General features: G+C 55.7%; 10 protein-coding genes. 9 read left to right on the top strand and 1 reads right to left on the bottom strand.

Annotation, left to right across the window (positions count from 1 at the left end):
* Positions 1-468 precede the first annotated feature (468 nt).
* The 8 genes from K3758_RS05545 to K3758_RS05510 all read left to right on the top strand — a co-directional run bounded on the left by K3758_RS05545 (position 469) and on the right by K3758_RS05510 (position 15,469).
* Positions 469-3,477 carry a BPTD_3080 family restriction endonuclease gene (locus K3758_RS05545; RefSeq protein WP_259948458.1) on the top strand — a complete coding sequence of 1,003 codons (3,009 nt, stop codon included), beginning with the start codon at positions 469-471 and terminating at the stop codon, positions 3,475-3,477.
* Positions 3,474-4,403, top strand: coding sequence for a DUF4268 domain-containing protein (locus K3758_RS05540; protein ID WP_259948450.1), 930 nt, complete (start codon positions 3,474-3,476; stop codon positions 4,401-4,403). Before K3758_RS05545 ends, K3758_RS05540 begins: the two co-directional genes overlap by 4 nt.
* A complete protein-coding gene (locus tag K3758_RS05535; protein ID WP_259948447.1) occupies positions 4,400-7,288 on the top strand; it encodes a site-specific DNA-methyltransferase in 2,889 nt (962 codons plus the stop codon). The genes K3758_RS05540 and K3758_RS05535 overlap by 4 nt, the downstream gene beginning before the upstream one ends.
* The gene (locus tag K3758_RS05530; RefSeq protein ID WP_259948445.1) at positions 7,281-7,598 is read left to right on the top strand and encodes a DUF4357 domain-containing protein; all 318 of its coding nucleotides are present in this window, start codon (positions 7,281-7,283) and stop codon (positions 7,596-7,598) included. The genes K3758_RS05535 and K3758_RS05530 overlap by 8 nt, the downstream gene beginning before the upstream one ends.
* On the top strand, positions 7,553-9,586 hold the full coding sequence (locus tag K3758_RS05525) for a 3'-5' exonuclease (protein ID WP_259948443.1): 2,034 nt from the start codon (positions 7,553-7,555) through the stop codon (positions 9,584-9,586). Before K3758_RS05530 ends, K3758_RS05525 begins: the two co-directional genes overlap by 46 nt.
* Positions 9,587-11,194: 1,608 nt before the next feature.
* The gene (locus K3758_RS05520; RefSeq protein ID WP_259948440.1) at positions 11,195-13,291 is read left to right on the top strand and encodes a site-specific integrase; all 2,097 of its coding nucleotides are present in this window, start codon (positions 11,195-11,197) and stop codon (positions 13,289-13,291) included.
* A 38-nt stretch (positions 13,292-13,329) separates the two neighbouring features.
* Positions 13,330-14,658: a hypothetical protein gene (locus K3758_RS05515; protein ID WP_259948426.1), complete on the top strand. Its 1,329-nt coding sequence runs from the start codon at positions 13,330-13,332 to the stop codon at positions 14,656-14,658.
* Positions 14,659-15,085: 427 nt separating this feature from the next.
* Positions 15,086-15,469: a hypothetical protein gene (locus K3758_RS05510; RefSeq protein WP_259948423.1), complete on the top strand. Its 384-nt coding sequence runs from the start codon at positions 15,086-15,088 to the stop codon at positions 15,467-15,469.
* Between the two features lie 796 nt (positions 15,470-16,265).
* Here the strand turns inward: K3758_RS05510 and K3758_RS05505 are convergent.
* Positions 16,266-18,500 carry a hypothetical protein gene (locus K3758_RS05505; protein WP_259948421.1) on the bottom strand — a complete coding sequence of 745 codons (2,235 nt, stop codon included), beginning with the start codon at positions 18,498-18,500 and terminating at the stop codon, positions 16,266-16,268.
* A gap of 386 nt (positions 18,501-18,886) precedes the next feature.
* Here K3758_RS05505 and K3758_RS05500 point away from each other — a divergent pair, with 386 nt between their 5' ends.
* Entirely contained in the window at positions 18,887-20,074 is a 1,188-nt protein-coding gene (locus K3758_RS05500; protein ID WP_259948418.1) for a site-specific integrase, read from the top strand.
* Positions 20,075-20,119: the final 45 nt, after the last annotated feature.

Here is a 20,119-nt window from a genome sequence, read left to right as displayed (position 1 = left end):
GGCGCTATGAAACATTTCACTTATTGTTGGTTGTTTTCATACAAGGACGCAAGCTGTCTACACCATTATTTTCAGGATGGGCTTAGTAAACTTCAGATAGCTAATTCAATTGTCAGTATTATGGAACACCGGCGCAGTGTCGCTTGCCCCTGCGTCAATCAAATCAGCGGCTCAGATGTCCCTTTTGGTTACTGCATTGAAATGCCCCCCTACTCCCAATTCTCTCCCTGCAGCGCCTCCCCCTATACATCTCGGCTCACAAGAATAGATATTCAGCAGTCTGCTCGATTTTGTTATCTTCCTCGGGCTTTCGATGGAGCTCGTTGGGTTCGTTCTGTTGATGTGCATCGATTCTCCAATTTTGAATCCGAGCGCTTTGCGGTTCCTGGTGAAGCACCTATCCTCGAAGCCGTTGCGTTGTCGGCATCGCTTTGCTTAAGTGCCCTAAGATAACTTTTAGAGCATTTGATGACATTTTTTGAACAGCCCATTCTAAACTCGCCGTACCGCATTCCCGAAAAGCATTGGGAGTTGGATGAAGACGGGCGTCCCACCGATACGATAATCGAGAAAAGGCGGCGGTCGGACCTCATCTCTGCCATGCCTAAGCCCAAAAGCGTCAAGGGCGCCAACCAATCAGAGATGGATTTGAGTTCCGCCGGGCTCGAAGGTCAGGACATGACCTATAACGTGACCGAGTTCGTCAATGAAATGAGGTCTCAAGTCGATGCCTGGCGTCAGCTTCCCAACCCGAACGACTGGCAAGTCTCTCCGATCACCCAGCGCTTGCTTCAGCATTGGCGTGCTATTCAGAGTGACGAGACCCAGGTCATTCGACCTTTCTTTTGCCAGTTGGAGGCGGTCGAGACGGCAATCTGGATGACCGAAGTTGCTCCCAGAACAGGTGAACGAGGCCGTCGCGTCAGACGTAGACTGGAGGCTGCGAATGTAGAAGCGAACCCAGATCTTTTCCGGGTCGCCATGAAACTGGCCACCGGAGCGGGCAAGACCACTGTGATGGCGATGCTGATCGCGTGGCAGACGCTCAATTCCGTCAGAAGTCCTAATTCTAAAACCTTTTCGCGCGGTTTTCTCATCGTCACACCAGGCATCACGATCCGGGATCGGCTGCGGGTGCTCCTGCCAAACGATGCCGACAGCTATTACAAAAAGCTGAATCTCGTCCCGGACGACCTTATGCAGGATATGCAGCGCGCAAAGATTGTTCTGACAAACTACCATGCCTTCAAACTGCGTGAACGGATACGGCTCGCTAAAGGAACGCGTTCTGCCCTTGAGGGGCATGGTGACGCTTTGACCACGTTAGAAACCGAAGGTCAGATGCTTCAGCGGGTCATGCCGGAACTCATGGGCCTTGGCCGCATAAACGTGATCAATGACGAAGCGCACCATTGCTATCGTGAACGCCCGAACGCCGATGGCCCGAAATTGACGGGGGATGCCCGCAAGGAAGCGGAAGAGAACGCCGAAGCCGCACGCCTATGGATTTCGGGGATCGAAGCGGCAAAACGCAAGCTGGGCGTTCAAATCGTCTACGACCTTTCCGCGACACCGTTTTTTCTTTCCGGATCTGGCTGGATCGAAGGCACGTTGTTCCCATGGGTTATTTCCGATTTTTCGCTGATGGATGCGATCGAATGTGGGATCGTGAAACTACCGCGTGTTCCCGTCGCCGACAATTTACCAGGAGAACCTGAGCCGCTTTACCGCAAGCTATGGGATGCTATCGGGAAGAAGATGCCGAAGAAATCCCGCGGCGCAAAACCTGACCCGCAAAGTCTACCGATCCCGCTGAAGACTGCGATTGATGCGCTCTATGGACACTACGAGAAAACATTCAAACTGTGGGAAGCCGAAGGAGTGGGCATTCCACCAGTGTTTATCGTCGTCTGTAACAATACGACTAATTCGGAACTCTTGCGCGATTATATGGCTGGCTATGAGCGCGAGAACACCGACGGCACGATTGAGACCATTCCGGGCAAATGCGATTTGTTTTCGAACTTCTCGTCCGATGGTGATCGCTTGCCACGGCCCCGAAGCGTATTGATCGACAGTGCCACGTTGGAGGCTGGTGGCGATGTGGACAAATCGTTCCGCCATGCTCACGCAGAGGAGATCGAAGCTTTCCGCCGGGAGCAGGCTGAACGAGACAAAGCAGACGAATTAACAGATGCTGACATTCTCCGTGAGGTGATGAACACCGTCGGCAAGAAAGGGCGTTTAGGCGAACAGGTCCGCTGTGTTGTGTCAGTCTCTATGCTTACCGAAGGCTGGGACGCCAACAATGTCACCCACATTCTCGGGCTGCGGGCGTTCGGCACTCAATTAATCTGTGAACAGGTCATCGGCCGCGCCCTCCGCCGACTGTCCTATGATGCCGATCCTGAAACGGGCCTATTCCAAACCGAATATGCAGACATCATGGGGATAGATGGACTAAATTTCTCAGATCAGCCTCGGGTCGCTCCCCCACAGCAGCCCCGCGATGTCATCAATGTACGCGCCATCTCGCCTCAACGAGACCATCTGGAGATCACCTTCCCCCGAGTGACGGGCTATGTCGCAGACTTGCCATCGGACCGGCTCGACGTCGATTTTTCTGAGATGGAGCCCTATGTGCTCACTCCGGAAAAAACCTCGGCCGCCGAAGTCACAATGCAAGGGATCGTTGGCGAGAGCGAAAAGCTTACTTTGGAGCACCTTCGCACGACCCGCCAATCCACTATCGCCTATCATGTGGCTAAACACATGGTTTTTGAGAAACTTCGGGATGCGAACCAGAAGCCGCGCATGCACTTGATCCCTGCGGCCAAGCGCATCGTCAACCAATGGCTTTCCGAAGAGCACCTGCGCTGCACAGGTGGGACCGTCCCTGCTCAGCTTCTCTACCGCGAGATCGCCGATGAGGTCTGCGATATGATCTTCGGTGCCCTGATCGATAAACCAGGCGGCGACAGCATTCTGCGCGCGGTTCTTGATCCCTACAACCCGACGGGAACCACCCTTGGTGTCAACTTCAACACCTCAAAGGCGACGCGCTATCAGCCACACCCCAATAAGAGCCATCTTAATTGGATCATCACAGACAGTGACTGGGAAGACAAACTGGCTACCTCCATTGAAGAACACCCAAAGGTTCTCTCCTATGCCAAGAACCACAATCTCGGATTGGACGTACCCTACCTTGTCGAAGGAGAGCCGCGCCACTATCGACCGGACTTTCTGATCCGGTTAAATACGCCCGAGCTGGCAACGCTGCTGATCGAAGTAAAAGGGTACCGCGGGCATGACGCGATGCTGAAAGCCGAAACCATGCGAGGCAAGTGGATTCCCGCCATAAATAGGCTTGGCACCTATGGTCATTGGGGGTTTGCCGAACTAAGCGAAGTTCATGACTTCGGACCAGCGCTGGACAAGGCCATTGAAGGCATGCTGGGCAAGGTTACAGCATGACCGACATTCAATTCGGCCGACTCGAAGATTTACCTTTGCGCGAAGCTTGGAAGCATGAAGCACTTCAGTTCACGCCTTGGCTCGCAGAGAATATCGATCACTTAGCCGAAAGCATCGGCATGCCATTGGAATTGACAGGAACAGAAGTCGCTGTCGAAACCTTTTCCGCAGATATCCTCGCTCGAAACCCAATGGATGATAGCGTCGTCCTGATCGAGAACCAACTTGAGAAGACCGACCATACGCACCTGGGCCAAATCATGACCTATCTCGCTGGTCTTGAAGCACAAACGGTTGTTTGGATTGCCCCTGCCTTCCGCGAACCGCATCTTTCAGCAATCCGCTGGCTTAACGAGCACACTTCGGATGGTTTCTCCTTTTTCGCAGTTAAAGCGAGAGTAGTTAGGATCGGGAACAGCCCGTTCGCACCAATTTTTGAAGTCGTCGAAAAACCTGATGGCTGGTCGCGCGCATTGACCCAGAAACGGCGTGAGGCCACTTCAGGGCGTGATGCAAATAGTGATACGAGGACAGCATTTTGGACCCGATATCTGGAACAGCATCCAGCATCCGGGTTGGAAGGTATTAAAGTCCAGCGCGGTTGGAACAGTTATACGAAGCTGGCCGACGGTGACATCCAGATATCGATATGGATCGGTGAAAAGACGGCAGGCATATATGTCCGCGGCGGATGGGGCGACAGAAAAAATTCAGCCGAGCGTCACCTTTCGGCACATGCTGGCACACTCGTAGCGAGGCTCGGCTCCTCAAAATACAACGCAGATCCCAATGGTCATGTCATGGGGGAGAGACTTCCTAAATCTTACCTTGATGAAAGCAATTGGAACGAAATGATTGAATGGATGGAAGAGCGTCGGAAAGCCTATGTCGCTGCCATTTCTGATGTACTGGAACTGAACCAATGACCGACAAGACCACCCCCATCGAGCCGATCACCCACGACGATGCGCGCGTGAACATTCCTACGCCCGAACTCGCCCCCATGATGGACCCGGCGGATGCCGCCCCCCTCAAGGCAGCCTATGAGACCCGCAACCCGGACCTTGACCCGCAACTGATCTGGCGCGGCAAGGATATCGACCAAGAAGCGCTAACCGTGGATGCGCCGCCGATCTATCTTCAGGAGCAGGTCCATCCCAAGGCGATTATTGAAGACCTCCGCGCCGGGGGCAAACGCAATGGCGAAGGCAGTGGCGTCGACCTTTTTGATCACTTTGGGCTGAGCGAGGAAGACCGCGAGGCCGAGATCGAATTCTACCGTCACCACCGCAAGTGGTCGAACCGGATGATCCTCGGAGACGGGCTGCAGGTCATGGCCAGCCTGACCGAGCGTGAGGGGCTGAAAGGTCAGGTGCAGGCGATCTATATTGACCCGCCCTATGGAATCAAGTTCAACTCCAACTTCCAGTGGTCCACGAAATCTCGAGATGTGACGGATGGCAAGCTGGCTCATTTGACCCGCGAGCCCGAGCAGGTGAAGGCATTCCGCGACACCTGGCGCGACGGCATTCACACTTACTTGCAATACCTGCGCGACCGTCTGGTGGTGGCGCGGGAACTCCTGACCGAGAGCGGCTCCTGCTTCGTCCAGATAGGAGATGAGAACGTCCACCGGGTGCGGGCGCTGATGGATGAGGTGTTCGGGGAGGAGAATTTTGTCAGCCAAATTTCGTTTTCGAAAACGAGTGGGCAAACAGCCGAATATCTTGCAGGTGTTTCAGACTACATCCTCTGGTCTGCAAAAAGCAAAGGGCAACTGAAGTATCGCCAACCCTATATTGTCAAATCTGTTGGCGGCGAAGGTGCCTCCGCATATACCAGAATTCAAGAGCCAGACGGAACTCGGCGGTCGATGACTCGTGTAGAAAAGCAAAGGCCTGGGGAAATCGACGATGGGTTGAAAATCTACCGTGTAGATAACTTGACGAGCCCGAAACCACCCGGAGACTTTCCAATCCCGTACGCGGGGATGCGTATTCGCCCAGGGAAGGGCTACTGGAAGACAGGTGAAATCGGCGTCGGTCGTCTCTTGAAAGCAGATCGCATCGTAACGACTGGCACGAAGCTTTACTATGCTCGCTTCATTGATGATTTTGGTGTCTTCGCTCATACGAACAGTTGGACCGACACGGTTGTAGCAGGTTTCGCATCAGACAAGCGCTATGTCGTGGAAACCTCGACGAAAGTCGTCGAGCGCTGCCTCCTCATGACCACCGACCCCGGCGATCTCGTGCTCGACCCAACCTGCGGCTCCGGCACCACTGCCCATGTGGCCGAGCAATGGGGCCGGCGCTGGATCACCATCGACACCTCCCGCGTGGCCCTGGCACTCGCCCGCGCGCGGATCATGGGTGCGAAATACCCCTGGTATCTGCTCAAGGACAGCGAGGCCGGGCAAAAGAAGGAGGCCGAGCTCACGCGGCGAAGCCCCGCAACCGCCACCACCTACAACGACATCCGCCACGGCTTCGTCTACCAACGCGTGCCGCATATCACTCTCAAATCCATCGCCAACAACACCGAGATCGACGAGATCTGGGCCAACAAGCAACCCGCCGTTGACGCCGCCCGGACGGCGCTCAACGCTGCTCTTAAGAGCACCCCCATGCCCTTTACGGTCGAGACTGGCGGGCGCAAAGGCGAAAAGATCGACTTCACCGCCGAGGGTGAGGTTACCTTGCCCAGCGGCGAGGCGGCCCCTGCAAACGGCTTCATGGAATGGGAAGTCCCGCGCGAGGCCCCCGCGGGCTGGCCCGAATCCGCCAAGACCGCACTCGCCGATTTCTGGACCGCGCGCATCGAAAGACAGACAGAAATCGATGCCTCGATCGCTGCTAAGGCGGATCATGAATTCCTCTATGACAAGCCCTATGAGGACAAGAAACGCGTCCGCGTCGCCGGGCCCTTCACCGTCGAAAGTCTTTCGCCCCACCGCACCCAGGCGGTCAACGAGCATGGCGAGATTATCGAGGAGCATGATGTCGCACAAGGCAAACGCAGCCCCGGCGCTCAGGAGGCCGACAACTACCGCACCGCGATCCTTGAAAACCTAAAGAAGGCCGGCGTGCAACAGGCCGACAAAGCCGACCGGATCAGCTTCACATCGCTCACCCCATGGCCCGGCGAATGGCTCGCCGCCGAGGGGCGCTACATGGAGGGCGACACCGAACGTAAGGCGGGCATCCTGATCGGTCCCGAATACGGCACCTTGCAACGCGCTGACCTCATAGCCGCTGCACGTGAGGCCGTGGATGCAGGCTTCGACATTCTGATCACTTGTGCCTTCAACTACGACGCCCATACGGCAGAGACGCGAAAACTGGGCCGCTTGCCGATCCTGCAGGCTCGGATGAACCCGGATCTCCACATGGCTGACGACCTGCGCGCCGGCGGCGGCAACCTATTCGTGGTGTTCGGCGAGCCGGACATCATGGTGAAGGAAGAAGGCGATAAGTTACGCATCGAATTGCTTGGCGTCGATATCTTCAAACCTGCAACAGGCGAAGTGGTATCGAGCGAGCCCGACGAAATTGCCTGCTGGTTCATCGACACGGACTATAACGAGGAAAGCTTCTTCGTCCGCCACGCCTATTTTCCCGGCGCGGAGATTCCTTACAAGCAGTTGAAAACAACGCTGAAGGGGGAAATCGACGAAGAGGCTTGGGATTCACTTAAACGCACCGTTTCGCGGCCGTTTGCACGACCAAAATCGGGGCGTGTGGCAGTTAAGGTGATTAACCACCTTGGGGATGAAGTGATGAAGGTGTTGGGAGTCCATGAAAATGGGTAAGTTCTACATTGAGAAGCAGACCGCGCACGCCATAGGAGAAGATCTCCCTGGCGGCGGGTTTCTGGTTCACGCAGGTTCCACGGTGATGGCACCTGGAACTCCTTTGGAGAAGCGCGAAGGGGACCTTTCTAAGGAGTTAAAAAGATTTGGTATTTTGGTTGAACACGGGGATGATCGTCTACGCTTCAGTAAAGATCATGTGTTTAGCTCCCGAGCGGAGGCTGCCGGTGTAATCATTGACGGCAACGCCAACGGTTCGAACCAATGGCGATATCCTCACACTGGCAAAACAATTACAGCCTCCAAATGACCCACCGTATCGCCGACACCTTTTACGATGCCCTCGACAAGCTTCACCCGCAGGAACAGAAGGCGGTCAAGCAATCTGCTTTCGATTTCCAGATGGATCCGAGCCTTCCCGGCTTTTCCATGCACCGCGTCGATCGCGCACGTGATCCTAATTTCTGGACCGCAAGGGTAAACCGCGACATCCGAATGGTGATCCATAAGAACAAGGGTGATACCTTGCTCGCCTGGGTTGGGCACCATGACGACGCTTACCGCTGGGCCGAGACTCGGCGAATTGAGAACCACCCCCGTACTGGCGCCGTCCAAATCGTTGAGTCCCGAGAGACTATTGAGGATGTTGTTGTCCAGCGGATCGTCGAAGAAGCCGTCCGCTTGCCGCGCATCTTTGCCGATGAAACAGATGATACGCTACTCTCATGGGGCGTGCCCGAAGATTGGCTCGATACCATACGCGATGCTACCGTAGACACGGTCGTCGATATTGCTGTGCGCCTCCCCTCCGAGGCCGGTGACGCAATCCTGGCCGCGGCCACCGGTGAGAGACCGCTGCCTGCGCCGGTTGTGGCCGCAGGAGAAGACCCATGGGCGCATCCGGACGCGCTTCGCCGTTTCCGCGTGGTGGAGGATGTCGAAGAGCTTAAGCAAGCCCTCGATGAGCCTTGGGAGAAATGGACGGTCTTCCTTCATCCTGCACAGCGCGAGTTCGTAGAGCGAAATTTCTATGGCCCTGCCCGCGTGATCGGATCCGCGGGCACCGGCAAAACAATCGTGGCCCTGCACCGCGCCGTGCGCTTGGCGTCGGATCCAAATGCACGGGTGCTGCTCACAACATTTAATCGCAGACTTGCCGACCTGCTACGTCGCAAACTGCCCTTGATCGCCCGGCAAGACAAACGTACCCGGATCTTTGTAGAAGACCTCGGGACGGTTATCCAACGACTGCACGCAGATCAATTTGGCCCGATCGAAATCGTCGATGAGACGACCTTGCGCCATTTTCTCGAGGACGCAGCGGCCCACTCAGGGCTGTCATCCGATCCGGACTTCCTCTTCGATGAGTGGACGTTGATTGTGGATGCGTGGAATGTTTCGGACGCGGATACATACCGCGATTTACCAAGGTTAGGCCGAAAGCAACGAATGGCAGCAGCTCACAGAGATGCGCTCTGGCAGGTTTTCGAACAAGTCCGCGAAAGGCTGCGGCGAGAGAACCTGACGACCGAAGCCGCTTGCGCGCATGCACTTCGGGAAAGTGGGCCGTGGCCGTTCACACATTCCATTGTTGACGAAGCGCAAGATATCTCTGTGCCCGAATTGATGTTGCTTGGTGCCAAGTGTGCGGGCGAGCCAAACGGCCTTTTCTTTGCCGGTGATATCGGTCAGAGAATTTTTCGCGCGCCCTTCCCTTGGTCGGCTGCTCGCGTAGACGTACGTGGCAGATCCCGCAGCTTGAAGGTAAATTACCGGACCTCGCACCAAATCCGAAAGCGGAGCGATACCTTGCTACCAGAGACACTGATCGAGGCCGATGGCGCGGAGGAAAACCGCTTGGGCGTAACGTCTGTCTTTGATGGGCCTGCACCGGCCATCAGGGTCTTCAATAATCTTGAAGAGGAATTCGCTGAGCTTAAAGCATGGGTAGAGAGCCTGTTGAAAACAGGTTTAACACGCGAAGAGATCGCTATTCTGGTTCGCTCCGAGGATCAAATGGCAGAATTTTCAATGCTCAACACATGGGTGACGACAATGCACGATGCCAAGGGAGCGGAATTTAGGGCGGTCGCCATTCCTCGTCTTTCACACAACGTCATTCCCGACGAAAAGCGTCTGCTCGCTGCGAGAGACGAGGGTCATCTTGATGAAATCATGACTACAGAGCGTCACCTGCTTTACGTTGCCGCAACCCGCGCAAGGGATTTTTTGTGGATGTCCGGCGTAGCACCGGTTTCGGAGTTCCTTTCTGATCTTGCTGACCAGGAAGCGTCTTAGCTTGGCGATCAGCGGTTTGTCTTTGCAGACTGTTATCGCTTGTCCCGTTACCAACTTCAGATGACCGCTCCTCGAACTTCTTACTACTGCGCGCCGCAGCAGGAAGTCCGTTTCACGGTCATCCGAAGATGGCGTGGGGATGCCGCCGAACCCGGGTGTCGACAGCTGCACTGCGCCAGGGAAACCCAGCGCAATGCGTTTTCATGAGGTCGCACGTGTTCGACCCGTGTCACCGCCCTAAACCCTCGCTGCCGTTACAGACCGACTGCTGCGCGCCGCAGTAAATCGCACCGACAGGGAGTTGCTTAGCGGCAAGTGCACCTGACACAAGAATCATATGGATCTTTCCGCGCCGACAAAAAAATCTTTTTCCCCGCCACGATGAAAATAACCTGACGATCTCGAACGGCTTGAAAGAAGCCTCTCCAAATCACCAGCAAAACTGCCGCGCAGCGGCTCTTTCAGGGGATTCTCTAATTCCTTAATTCAGAGGCGGAATTTCCTTTTATTAACAATGCAATGTGAGGGGGTATGTCGCAACTTCCCCCCGCTATGTCGCAAAATCCCCCCACTATGTCGCAATTCCCCCCCGTTATGCCGCAAAATCCCCGCTCCATGTCGCAATTTCCCCGCGCTCTGAAACACACCCGCTTAGCTCAGTTTTTAACCAATCTAACGGGTCCAAAAACCCATTGGTTTCTGAATTTTGTTGATACTTGCAGTATGGCTCCGACAGACATTCACAAATTTTTCCTTCGTCTCTGAGAGATCGAGCCAATCTTCTATTTGATAGCGATCAGGAGGGCGAATTGAACACTTTTGACAAACGGAGCAGATACCTGGGGTGGGCGGAGGTTGCATTACGGCTTGCTAATCCAGATCTGCCGACTTTGAGACTATCCGCGCAGTCACATTACGGTCCGCCGGATCGTTTAGCATTCATTTCCGTTTCAGGAACAAACGGCGATCGATGCCGGCGGAAAAAGATCGCGGATAATGCGGCGAAACTCCTACAGCGACTTGGCTGCACGGTCGAGCTGGAGCCAGGGCGCGATGTTTACACTGTGAAACCGCAACGACCTTCCTCCTCGCATGAGAGGCTCAGTATGCTACGGAGCCTTGGAGAGACATTGCGTGAATCTGCGGAAGGTTCATGAAGGCGATTGCTATACCTTCTACCGAGCAAAAATCGGACAGCTTTCCTATGGTGCTGAAGATGCTTGGTTCAAGCGGGGGCTTCTCGCTCGAACCTTTTTTCGACTGAACTCCAAAATTCTCAAACCGGTATTTTGGATGCCGATCCCGTTTCCCTATTTCCGCTCTTGCCGGAAGAGGAGAAACGGGAAATGAAAAGAAAATTATATACCACAGAAGAGCTTGCCTCGAGATTTAGCTGCACGCCGCATTGCATTACGAATTGGATCCGAAAGGGCTGCCCTACTGCGGGTGGGCGGGTAAAACTGCCAGCCCGGAAGCTGGGTCGCCGCTGGTTCGCCACCGAAGAAGACGTCCTCATTTTCGAGCATCGATCCTGGCCTTCTGATGACGGAAGGCCAGATCTCGAGCTCGACGAAGAGTGACGGTCGCTATCTACAGGAGGATAAGACCATGTCATTTCGTGATGAAATTCGCGCACACCTCACTGAAACTGGTGAATCTAAGCGTGCCCTGTCGTTGCGTGCCGGGCTCAACGCCAAGGCGATTGCCGACATCTTGTCAATCGAGGGGCTCAAGCCGCGCCACAGTACGCTGGCGGCGCTTTCAGAGGCGATCGGTCGGGACCTTCTGACCGCTGAGACCCATTCAAAGCCAATGACATGGTATGAACTAATCGAGAAGCTCAGAATGTCCGGAGAGAAGACTCGGGCGAGCCGGGTCCACAGCATTATGGCGAAGGCAAATTGGTACGGAAACAAGCGCGTCTGCCGACACGATGTGATCGACTTCTTCGAACAGCACAATGCAGAAAGTCTCGGCCTCTCACCAACCAGCCGCTCCACGTACAATTGCGACATGCTCGCGGCAATCGATCGGTATAACCGGCGGAATCGCCCACGTGGTGTCGCAGATATCGGGGGCATCTGGGCTAATGCGTACGCAGCCGTGAAAGACTCCGATATTCCGACGGACTGTCGGCTGAAGGCAGGCCCGTTCTTCGTATATTTGTTCGATCACGGCATTCTGCCTGAGCAGATCGCCAGCGAAACACTGGCAGACTACTACGCTTACCGGCTCGAGACAGGGGTCGTGACCGAGGCAAAGTGCCGGAAGCATGTAAGGAACGTGGTCACGCTACTTCGTCATATGCAAACTGACCTTTCGACATCGCATTTCGGCTTCGTGGCCGCAGCATCGCCGTTTTCTGATCGCCGCGACAAGTTCGGCGTGGCCACAGGAGAACTGAAAGATCTCCTAAACGAGTACGACACCTGCCTGGCCCCCTGGGCGTCCGGGGATGCATCCCGTGACGGTTCGACCTATGAGGCCTTCCTGGCTGAATTGGATCGGGAGGAAGCCAAGCCAGTTTGCGAAAAAAAGGCCCGCTTGCGCAATAGCATTGCGGCAAAATCAAAGCATCGCGGCCAGGCCGACAAGAAAGAGCGGATCGAGCGCCGCGAAGCCAAGATGCGGGAATATGGCTTCCTCACAATGAATGCGCGTTGGTCAAAGAAGACCATCGCAACTCGCCGTGGCTACGTGATTTCATTGGCCAAGGCGCTGGCTGGATCGCACGACATCGTCGTGACCAGCCTGCGCGAGCTGGTCGACTATGAATACCTGACGGAGGCGGCCAAAGCTCTGTCCAAAGCGAATGGGGGGCGGAAGGATACGGGCTACCTTGTTTCGGTGCTCAAGGCGATGAGAAAGATCGCCATCGGCTACGCGGGCGGTTCAGATCCGGAAGTTGATGACATCAAAAGTTTGATCCAATTTTACGAGACTGGTCGCCGCGGTATTGCGCCAAAGAACAAAGCTAAACTGCGGAAGTTTACTGAGTCACGGATCCAGTCGACGATCGACCTGTCCGGCACCGTGATGAGCGGGATCAACACCGAGATCGATAGGCTGCGAAAAGCCGCGAGAAAGAAGACCGGAATACTCCCAGATCGCCTCAACGTAATCAACCTCGAATTGGCCCGCGACATCGCGGCCGTGCTGGCCCATGACATCCTACTCACGCGGGCGCCGCGAAGCTCGAATGTCATCGAAGCGCAGCTCGATTGGATTGCGTTTCAAGATGGCAAGGCCGTTCTTTCGATCCCTGCGCCAGAAGTGAAGGGGCGGAAAAAGGGCGGTGCGGATTACGTCGTTCGCCTGGGTGAACGCGCCAGCCGGCTGATGCGGACCTATATCGACCAGATCCGCCCGATCCTCCTGCACCCTGACGACGAGGAAAACCCGTACCTATTTCCGCGTCAGCAAGGCGTCAAATTCGAGCTTAATGCACCCTATCGGGGAATACTGGGACGCGTCACACGAATGCTCCACCGTCAGGTCGGCGTGCAGATCAACCCACATCTTTACCGGCACCTCGTCGGCTGGATCTGGCTCAAGGAAAGCATGGACAACCTGCCGCGCGTCCAGCGCCTGCTTGGTCACAAGAGCCTGCAGACGACCGTGGATTACTATGCAGAGCTTGATGAGACGCTGGTCATGGATGGCTGGCAGACCTACCTCAACACCAAGACGAAGACGGCCGCGTGAGCGGCCGTCCAGAGACACCTACAAATTCCGGACAAGACATGATGAACACTCACCTTGCACTCTTGCGTAGGTTGCGCGCGGCATCGCCGCTGGACGAAATTCCGACGCGTAAGGCATTGTCTGCCCACTTGGCGGAACGTGTCGATGAGGTCGGCGCCCCAGCTTTGGCGGAGTTCGCCTACCTGCAAATGATAGCAGCCAAGATCTGGGGGGCCGAAAGGACCGCGCATTTCGCGCGCGTCCTGAGGGACGCACGGGTCTCGCCAAAGGCCCAGAATACGTGCCCTTGGCAAACCGCGGAGCGTTTGGCCGGCTCCCTACCGATCGAGTGGCGAGCTCCGTTGCTTGAGCAAATTGCCATCTCGAAGACGGGACATGCTGTTCTCGGCCGGACGATCTGGAGTGCCGATTACACCAAGTCGGTTCTCGCTGCGCTCGGCCGCTGGGCCGCATACTGCGCGTCTCGGCGGCAGAACATTCTTCCAACGGCCACCTCGCTCCACGTCTACGGCTGTCATCTCATCAGGCCGGATGGCGGTGGTCAGTCGACCACCACGGGAACGGCGGCAGATTACCTGCAGAGGGTCACTGCTGGTCTTTCGGTGGCGACACGCGGGCGTTTTCGATCCAAAGCCTGTGAGTTTGTTGTCGCAGAATGGCGGGAACGGTCAAGGGTGGAAGGCCCCTCCACAAAGACCGGCAGCCAGCTCATTGGCGCGAGCGCACTTTACGGGTTCGGGTTTCGCCTGATGGCAGAGGCCAACGCGCGCCCAATGCGCGGCCTGGAAGCTGCGAAGATCTTCCGAAACGGGCTCATCTTCGCGGTCGGGGCCGCGCTGCCGGAGCGTGCTCGTGCGCTGACCCGGCTTGAGTTCGATAGGACACTGAAATTGATCGACGGGTCACACATCCACATTGATCTGCCTGGGGAAGCCCTGAAGTATCCAGAAGCACGAAAAGCGCAGGAAGGCTATGATGTCATCTTCGAGAACCCGGGGCTTGCAGAAGCCCTGCATGCGTATCGTACGGATTTTCGACCTATCTTCGACGATGGTCTTCACCTATTCCCATCAGTTCATGGAAAGCCCGGTGCGATCACATCGGCTCATCTTGGTCGACTGACCGGGGATATCACAGAGCACGAGTTCGGCGTGCGCATCCCGATCCACCGGCTGCGTGACAACGTGGCGACCGAAGCGTCAGAGGTCCTTGCCGGCGGAGCATATGCCTCCAAGACCTTGCTTAGACACGTGGACGAAGCCGTTACCCTCCGTCACTATGATCATTCAGAAGGATTGTGGGCTGCCCGTGAGTTCGATGATTTCATCGAGAAACGCCGCAAGGTCACTGCGGAATTGATCCTCTGAAGCAGTGCCGCCAGTTGCCGTCTAATGCCTTGTTTTCCGTTGTTTCCGTGGCGTGTTTAGAACGGGGCAACATCATCCGCACGGGATGAAACAGCCCCTTTCTAAACATTTTCTGTGTGTTTCTTTAACTTCCGTCAACTGCCGCTGCGAGAGACGAACAGGTTCAATTTTTCACCCATCTCGCTGATAACTAAAACACAAAATTCAACACGACATTCGCCATATTCTCTTTCGGCCGCGCTCTTGCTGACGAGAGCGCGGCCGAAAGAGAATATGGCGCTCCGATAGAATGAAACTCTCTGACTGGCGAGGAACACCTCCGCTGCTACCGGAACGCAGGACAGAGACAGAACACCCGTTCATGAAAGGAGACGATCTGGGTGCTTGAAGCTGCTGTCACGAACGACAGCGCGACAAGGAGCATCATATGTTACCAATGATCGACACCCCTGATTACAGCGGGGAAGAGGACCCTATCGCTGCGATAAAGAGGTTCGTCCAAGAGAATGGGCATTCGCTGCTTGGCGCGGTCGCGGCAGCGGGCGGACCGCGGGCCCATCGAAATTGCCTTCAGCTGTTTTGTGATGTTGCGCAGGCGCAAAGGCTGACGCGTCCTATGCGATCTGAGTTCAAGCGCTTCCAGGAGCTGCTGACCTTGGCAAAGGCAGACGAGCGTCGGCCTGAGTGCCTGAACGATCATGATCTGGAGGCCATCGACCAGATGGCCGTCCAGCTCGAAAGTCTACTGCAGAGAACTGGCCCCGATCGGGGACCAATCGATATGGGCAATATGCTGACAAAGCGCGCATGACCTAATCCCCGGCGATCCCTGCCGGGGAGCTTGAAGCGTAGCATGGTGCTGCGCGAAGACCGGAGAAAATGGTCATGCATAAAAACTTTCTGGAAATGCCCCTCGAGAGACTTTGCGCGAAAGCTCTCTTCGAGCTCAAAACAGCTGGGGAACGGATAACCTCTGCGGACCTTGCGGCAAGCGCCCACGATCGGCTCAGATTGGCAGGCTGGGCAGCAAGTGTGAGCGGGGATATTGATCTCCGCCAAGCCGCCTCGGCATTGAAACCGATCATTGCGTTTCTGGAGAGTGAAACTGAAGGCGAGACAGTGGGTCATTACAACGCTTTTTCCGGATCAATTGACCCAGAGGCGGGGGATATGGGAGACGTTGTCGTTATGCCTATTCTCACAGAGAGGGGCGAACGCATTCAGATATGGTGCGACCGCCTACGCCGCGTGCGACATATGTTGGAGGTGATCGAGGCGCGTATGGCTGCTGCGGACGCGGTATGCCCTCGGAGGCGGCCTCGGGTGCTGTAACCGGCGACATCTGTTGCCAATGCTTCCGGGATGTCACCTGCCCTTTCATTATGACTTCCAAACAGTAGATCGAGGTCCAACCCGGACACGGATATCCTGCACAAGCATTTTAATGTTCGAGTTACAGACAAAAAATTATTTTGTCTGTAACTCGAGCTGATTGATGTGACCTTCCGAGAAAGGTATCTGCCAAGGGCTCTCGGACTGCCCGGTCTGGGTTTCAAGCCGTCCAGTCGCCAGGGAGCTGCCTGAGTGGTCGCTCCCTGCTGAAGAGATCAGGTCGCTACGCTTCGGATGCCGACGACTTTTCCTCGCTGTGCTGCACTTGTGGGGTCGCCGAAAGGACGGGCAATCATTGAGACATCAACGTCAATATTGCAGATGCGGTGATACAAGGTGGAGAGCTTTACCCCCTGCGCGTAGGATCTTGCCCCCTCATCTGCGGGCTCATGCCCCATCAGCATGCAACGTATGGCATCGGATTTATCTTCGTTCATCAGGTCGCTATTGAATGAGGTTCGCAAGGCATGCAGGTCGAGGCCCTCCCAGTAGCAGCCGTGTTTCTTTCGATAGTAGCCCCAGTTCTTCGTAAAGTTCTCCGAGTATGTCCCCTTGGTCTTGCCCCGGGTCAAATTTATGAACAGGCGATGCTTGCCGGCACGTCGGCGGAACTCAACAAGGTGAAGAAGTCCCAATTCAATCAGAACTGGATGCACCGGAAGACGACGCTGCGATTCCAAGGTCTTGACGTTGTTTGCATCGAGAACCTTCACGTCGAGATAAGCAATGCCCCGGTCGGTGCCAAAGTCATCGGGACCGAGCTGACAGGCCTCTTCTTCACGCAGGCCCATAAAACGAGCGAGAAGCGGAATCCAATAGAGGGGTTCGCCTGGATCCTCGAAGGGGCCCTGAAAAGCTGGCGATTCCAAAAGGGTGTAGATTCGGTCGTCCCAGCACACGCGCTTGCGTTTCTCTTCGTTCTTTTTCCACTTGGCTTTAAGCTTGTTAGGAACGCTACAGATCTCAAATGGGTTCTGATCAATCAGCTGGAGGTCATAAAGCATTTTTCCGACAGACTTGATGTAGCCGTGGTGTTTGGCGCGGGTTTCTGCGCGCAGCCGCGGGATCCGGGCGTCGAGGCGCGCTTTTTCACGGTCTGCTTCGGTCACGTCAGGACCATTGCCTAAGGCTTTCAAAGCCTGTTTTTCCGCGTGTTCCTCTTCAGCGTCGAGCTCCTCAACGAGGACCCTGAAACCATTCTTCGCCACAAATTTGTCGGTGCCCTTTGAGTGTTGGTAGGGCAGTTGCGGAAGAATTTTCATGGCGTCACGTATGGCATCCCGATCTGCATCCTCAAACGGGACATCGCCGACAAACTCTACCCAGAACTTTTCGCAAACATTCGCTTTGCTGCCACTGTTGGACTTCCACTTTTTGCCCGCGCCTTCATCTCCAGTCTGTTCGACAGAAAAGTCTTCACCGTACCCGGCGAGTTTGAGTTCTTTCATGAGCTGTATTCCCTCAAGGAGGCTGATCCCGCGCGGTTTGTTCTTCAGAACCGCCTGCGTTTCGGGCGAGAGGTCACGCAGGTCGATGTTCTCGAGACGTGGCGGACGCAATTTGATCCGGAATGCGGTTTCATCACCCAAGGACGCGTCGTTGGAGGGCGGCGCCTCGGGGCTGGAGGGCCTTTGCGGGCTCGGCCCAGTGTCTTGGATCGCTGGCGGGCGTATCGGTGTTTCACTCTTGTCTTGCGATGAGGAGACCACGACGGGCTCGACCGAGGCCGTGACGGACGGCATGATCTTCGGAGCTGTAGGAGCTGTAGGAAAAGCGTTGACGGCTGGGATCGCAAAGGCAGGTACTGCCGATTGCACTGAGAGTGCCCGCGGTTCGGCAGTGTCGGTGGCAGAGCGGCTCGCCATCACCGAGCGGAAGACCGGTGTCGGTGCTTCGTAAGTTCCAACCTCACGCCGTTCGCGCTCACGTGATACGTCCATCATCACCCGCAGAGCTTCGAAGGCCAGCTGGCGCCAGCCAGTGCTGGTTTCATCCAGCGATACCCCCATGCGCTGGGCCGCCTCCCGCAGAGGTTCAATGACTGGTGTCCGATCCCCGAGGGCCAGGGCGCGGCGCAGCATGTCTTGAATGGCGTGCTCAGCTTTTGCCGCGAAGTTTGCAGTTTCTTCCGAGCGCGGTTCTGCAGAAGCGCGCACAGCCTCATGGGCTGCAATTTGAAAGCGCGCCAGCTCAGTCAGCAACGTCACGTGCTCAGAACTCAAATGATCCACTGGTCTCTCCGTCGTCAGCGCGACGGCCAGGTCCGTGAGCGCGGTCAGCGCGCGGACAAGACATGTCGCTTCGGAGAGGACATCGGTTCGCAACGACAGACAGAGTGCAGAAGTTGGACCAGGGTTCTTTATCCCTAAGTAGGCTTTGGGAAAGCGGCGTCTAAAGAAGAAGCCTGAGGGACGTTTTTCAAGGTAGGGAATATGTGCGACTCTGGTCATAGCCGGAAGCTCCGAAACGGTTTCAGGGCATCCAAGAATCGAAGGTGTGGACCAGTTTGGGCACGCATCTGTGCACCAGTTTGTGCACGTGCACAGGTGGCTCCGACTCTGGTCGAGGCCTTGCCAATAAAATCAACCACTTAGGGGAAATTGGCTCCGGCGGTAGGGATCGAACCTACGACCAATTGATTAACAGCCGCGTCAGGGGCATTTCGCCCGAATTCTCCAAGATACGCTCAACTGGCATAAATAGTTGATAATGAACGTTTATTATTGACGACCTGTGCGCTCATGAATCATCTTCAACGCCATAATTCGCTGCTCAGTGCTTCCGTAGTGCTTCCGTAAATGGAGTGAGGAGCGAGCAAACTGAAGAGGTTTAATCAATGTCGAAGCTGACAAAAAGATCGGTCGAAGCGCTGGAGGTCCGCGACGCTGACTATCTGGTCTGGGATGAAGAACTAGCTGGATTTGGTGTGCGTGTGTTCGGGTCAGGCCGCAAATCATACCTCGTTCAATACCGGGCGGCTGGGAGAACTAGGCGGCGCTCAATTGGGCAGCATGGCGTGCTGACCGCTGAGGAAGCACGCAACGAAGCGCGCAAGCTCTTAGGGGAGGTTGCGAAAGGCGGCAACCCTTCTGAGGATCGTCAGGAGCATTTGCGCGCGCCGTCTATGGCAGCATTGTGTGACCGGTTTCTGTCCGAGTACGCTGAACACCACTGCAAGCCGTCAACCCGCAAGGGCTATGAGATTGTTATTCGAACCTGCATCAAACCCAAACTAGGGCCGCGCAAGATCGTTGATATCACCCGCGCAGAAATTGTGGCATTTCATCATGGCATGCATGACAGGCCATATATGGCAAACCGCGCGGTTAGCATCCTGTCTAAGATGTTCAATCTGGCAGAAGACTGGGGCATGCGAAAAGACGGTGCGAACCCTGCGCGGCGGATTAAGAAATTCAAAGAGGAAGAGAAAAAGCGCTACTTGTCAGATGAAGAGCAAGCAAGGCTCGGGAACGTCCTTGCTGAGGCGCTGGAAACGGGGCAGGAAACGCCTTACGCAGTTTCGGCGATATACCTCCTACTCCTGACAGGTTGCCGCTTAGGAGAGATTCTGACGCTGCGCTGGGACTATGTGACCGCCCGCCATTTAGAATTGCCCGACAGTAAGACGGGACGGCGGCGCATTCCGCTCCCGCACGAAGCCTATGAAGTGATTATGTCGCTGCCGCGTGTGGCCGGTAATCCATATGTAATCTTAGGAGAAAGCGACGAAGGCCACCTGATCAACCTTCAAAAACCATGGCGGCGGATCAAAGCGAAAGCTGGGATAGCTGATGTGCGTATGCATGACCTGCGACATACTTACGCCAGCGTTGCGGTTATGAGCGGCATTGATCCATTCCTATTGAAGGAGATCATGGGCCACAAAAACTTGCAGACGACGTTGCGATATTCTCACTTTGCAGATGAGGCGGTACAGAAAGCCGCAGGATCGGTTGCCAGTCGCTTGGCGGGCGCTATGAAGCGACCGGTTATGCAACAAACCAAGCTGCGCGTAGTGAGCTAACACGCCATCCACGGCGGAAGCTGTGGATTCTCAAGGCAGAAGGCG

It is taken from the genome of Sulfitobacter sp. W002, from assembly GCF_025142135.1.
Lineage (GTDB): Bacteria > Pseudomonadota > Alphaproteobacteria > Rhodobacterales > Rhodobacteraceae > Sulfitobacter > Sulfitobacter profundi.
The sequence above is the reverse complement of the archived record's forward strand: the minus strand, read 5'-3'. Positions and strand labels throughout refer to the sequence as shown.

Coding starts and splice junctions, on each gene's coding strand:
- K3758_RS05500 (WP_259948418.1), top strand. CDS start 18,887: ATGTCGAAGCTGACAAAAAGATCGGTCGAAGCGCTGGAGGTCCGCGAC.
- K3758_RS05540 (WP_259948450.1), top strand. CDS start 3,474: ATGACCGACATTCAATTCGGCCGACTCGAAGATTTACCTTTGCGCGAA.
- K3758_RS05530 (WP_259948445.1), top strand. CDS start 7,281: ATGGGTAAGTTCTACATTGAGAAGCAGACCGCGCACGCCATAGGAGAA.
- K3758_RS05515 (WP_259948426.1), top strand. CDS start 13,330: ATGATGAACACTCACCTTGCACTCTTGCGTAGGTTGCGCGCGGCATCG.
- K3758_RS05525 (WP_259948443.1), top strand. CDS start 7,553: ATGGCGATATCCTCACACTGGCAAAACAATTACAGCCTCCAAATGACC.
- K3758_RS05510 (WP_259948423.1), top strand. CDS start 15,086: ATGTTACCAATGATCGACACCCCTGATTACAGCGGGGAAGAGGACCCT.
- K3758_RS05545 (WP_259948458.1), top strand. CDS start 469: ATGACATTTTTTGAACAGCCCATTCTAAACTCGCCGTACCGCATTCCC.
- K3758_RS05505 (WP_259948421.1), bottom strand. CDS start 18,500: ATGACCAGAGTCGCACATATTCCCTACCTTGAAAAACGTCCCTCAGGC.
- K3758_RS05520 (WP_259948440.1), top strand. CDS start 11,195: ATGTCATTTCGTGATGAAATTCGCGCACACCTCACTGAAACTGGTGAA.
- K3758_RS05535 (WP_259948447.1), top strand. CDS start 4,400: ATGACCGACAAGACCACCCCCATCGAGCCGATCACCCACGACGATGCG.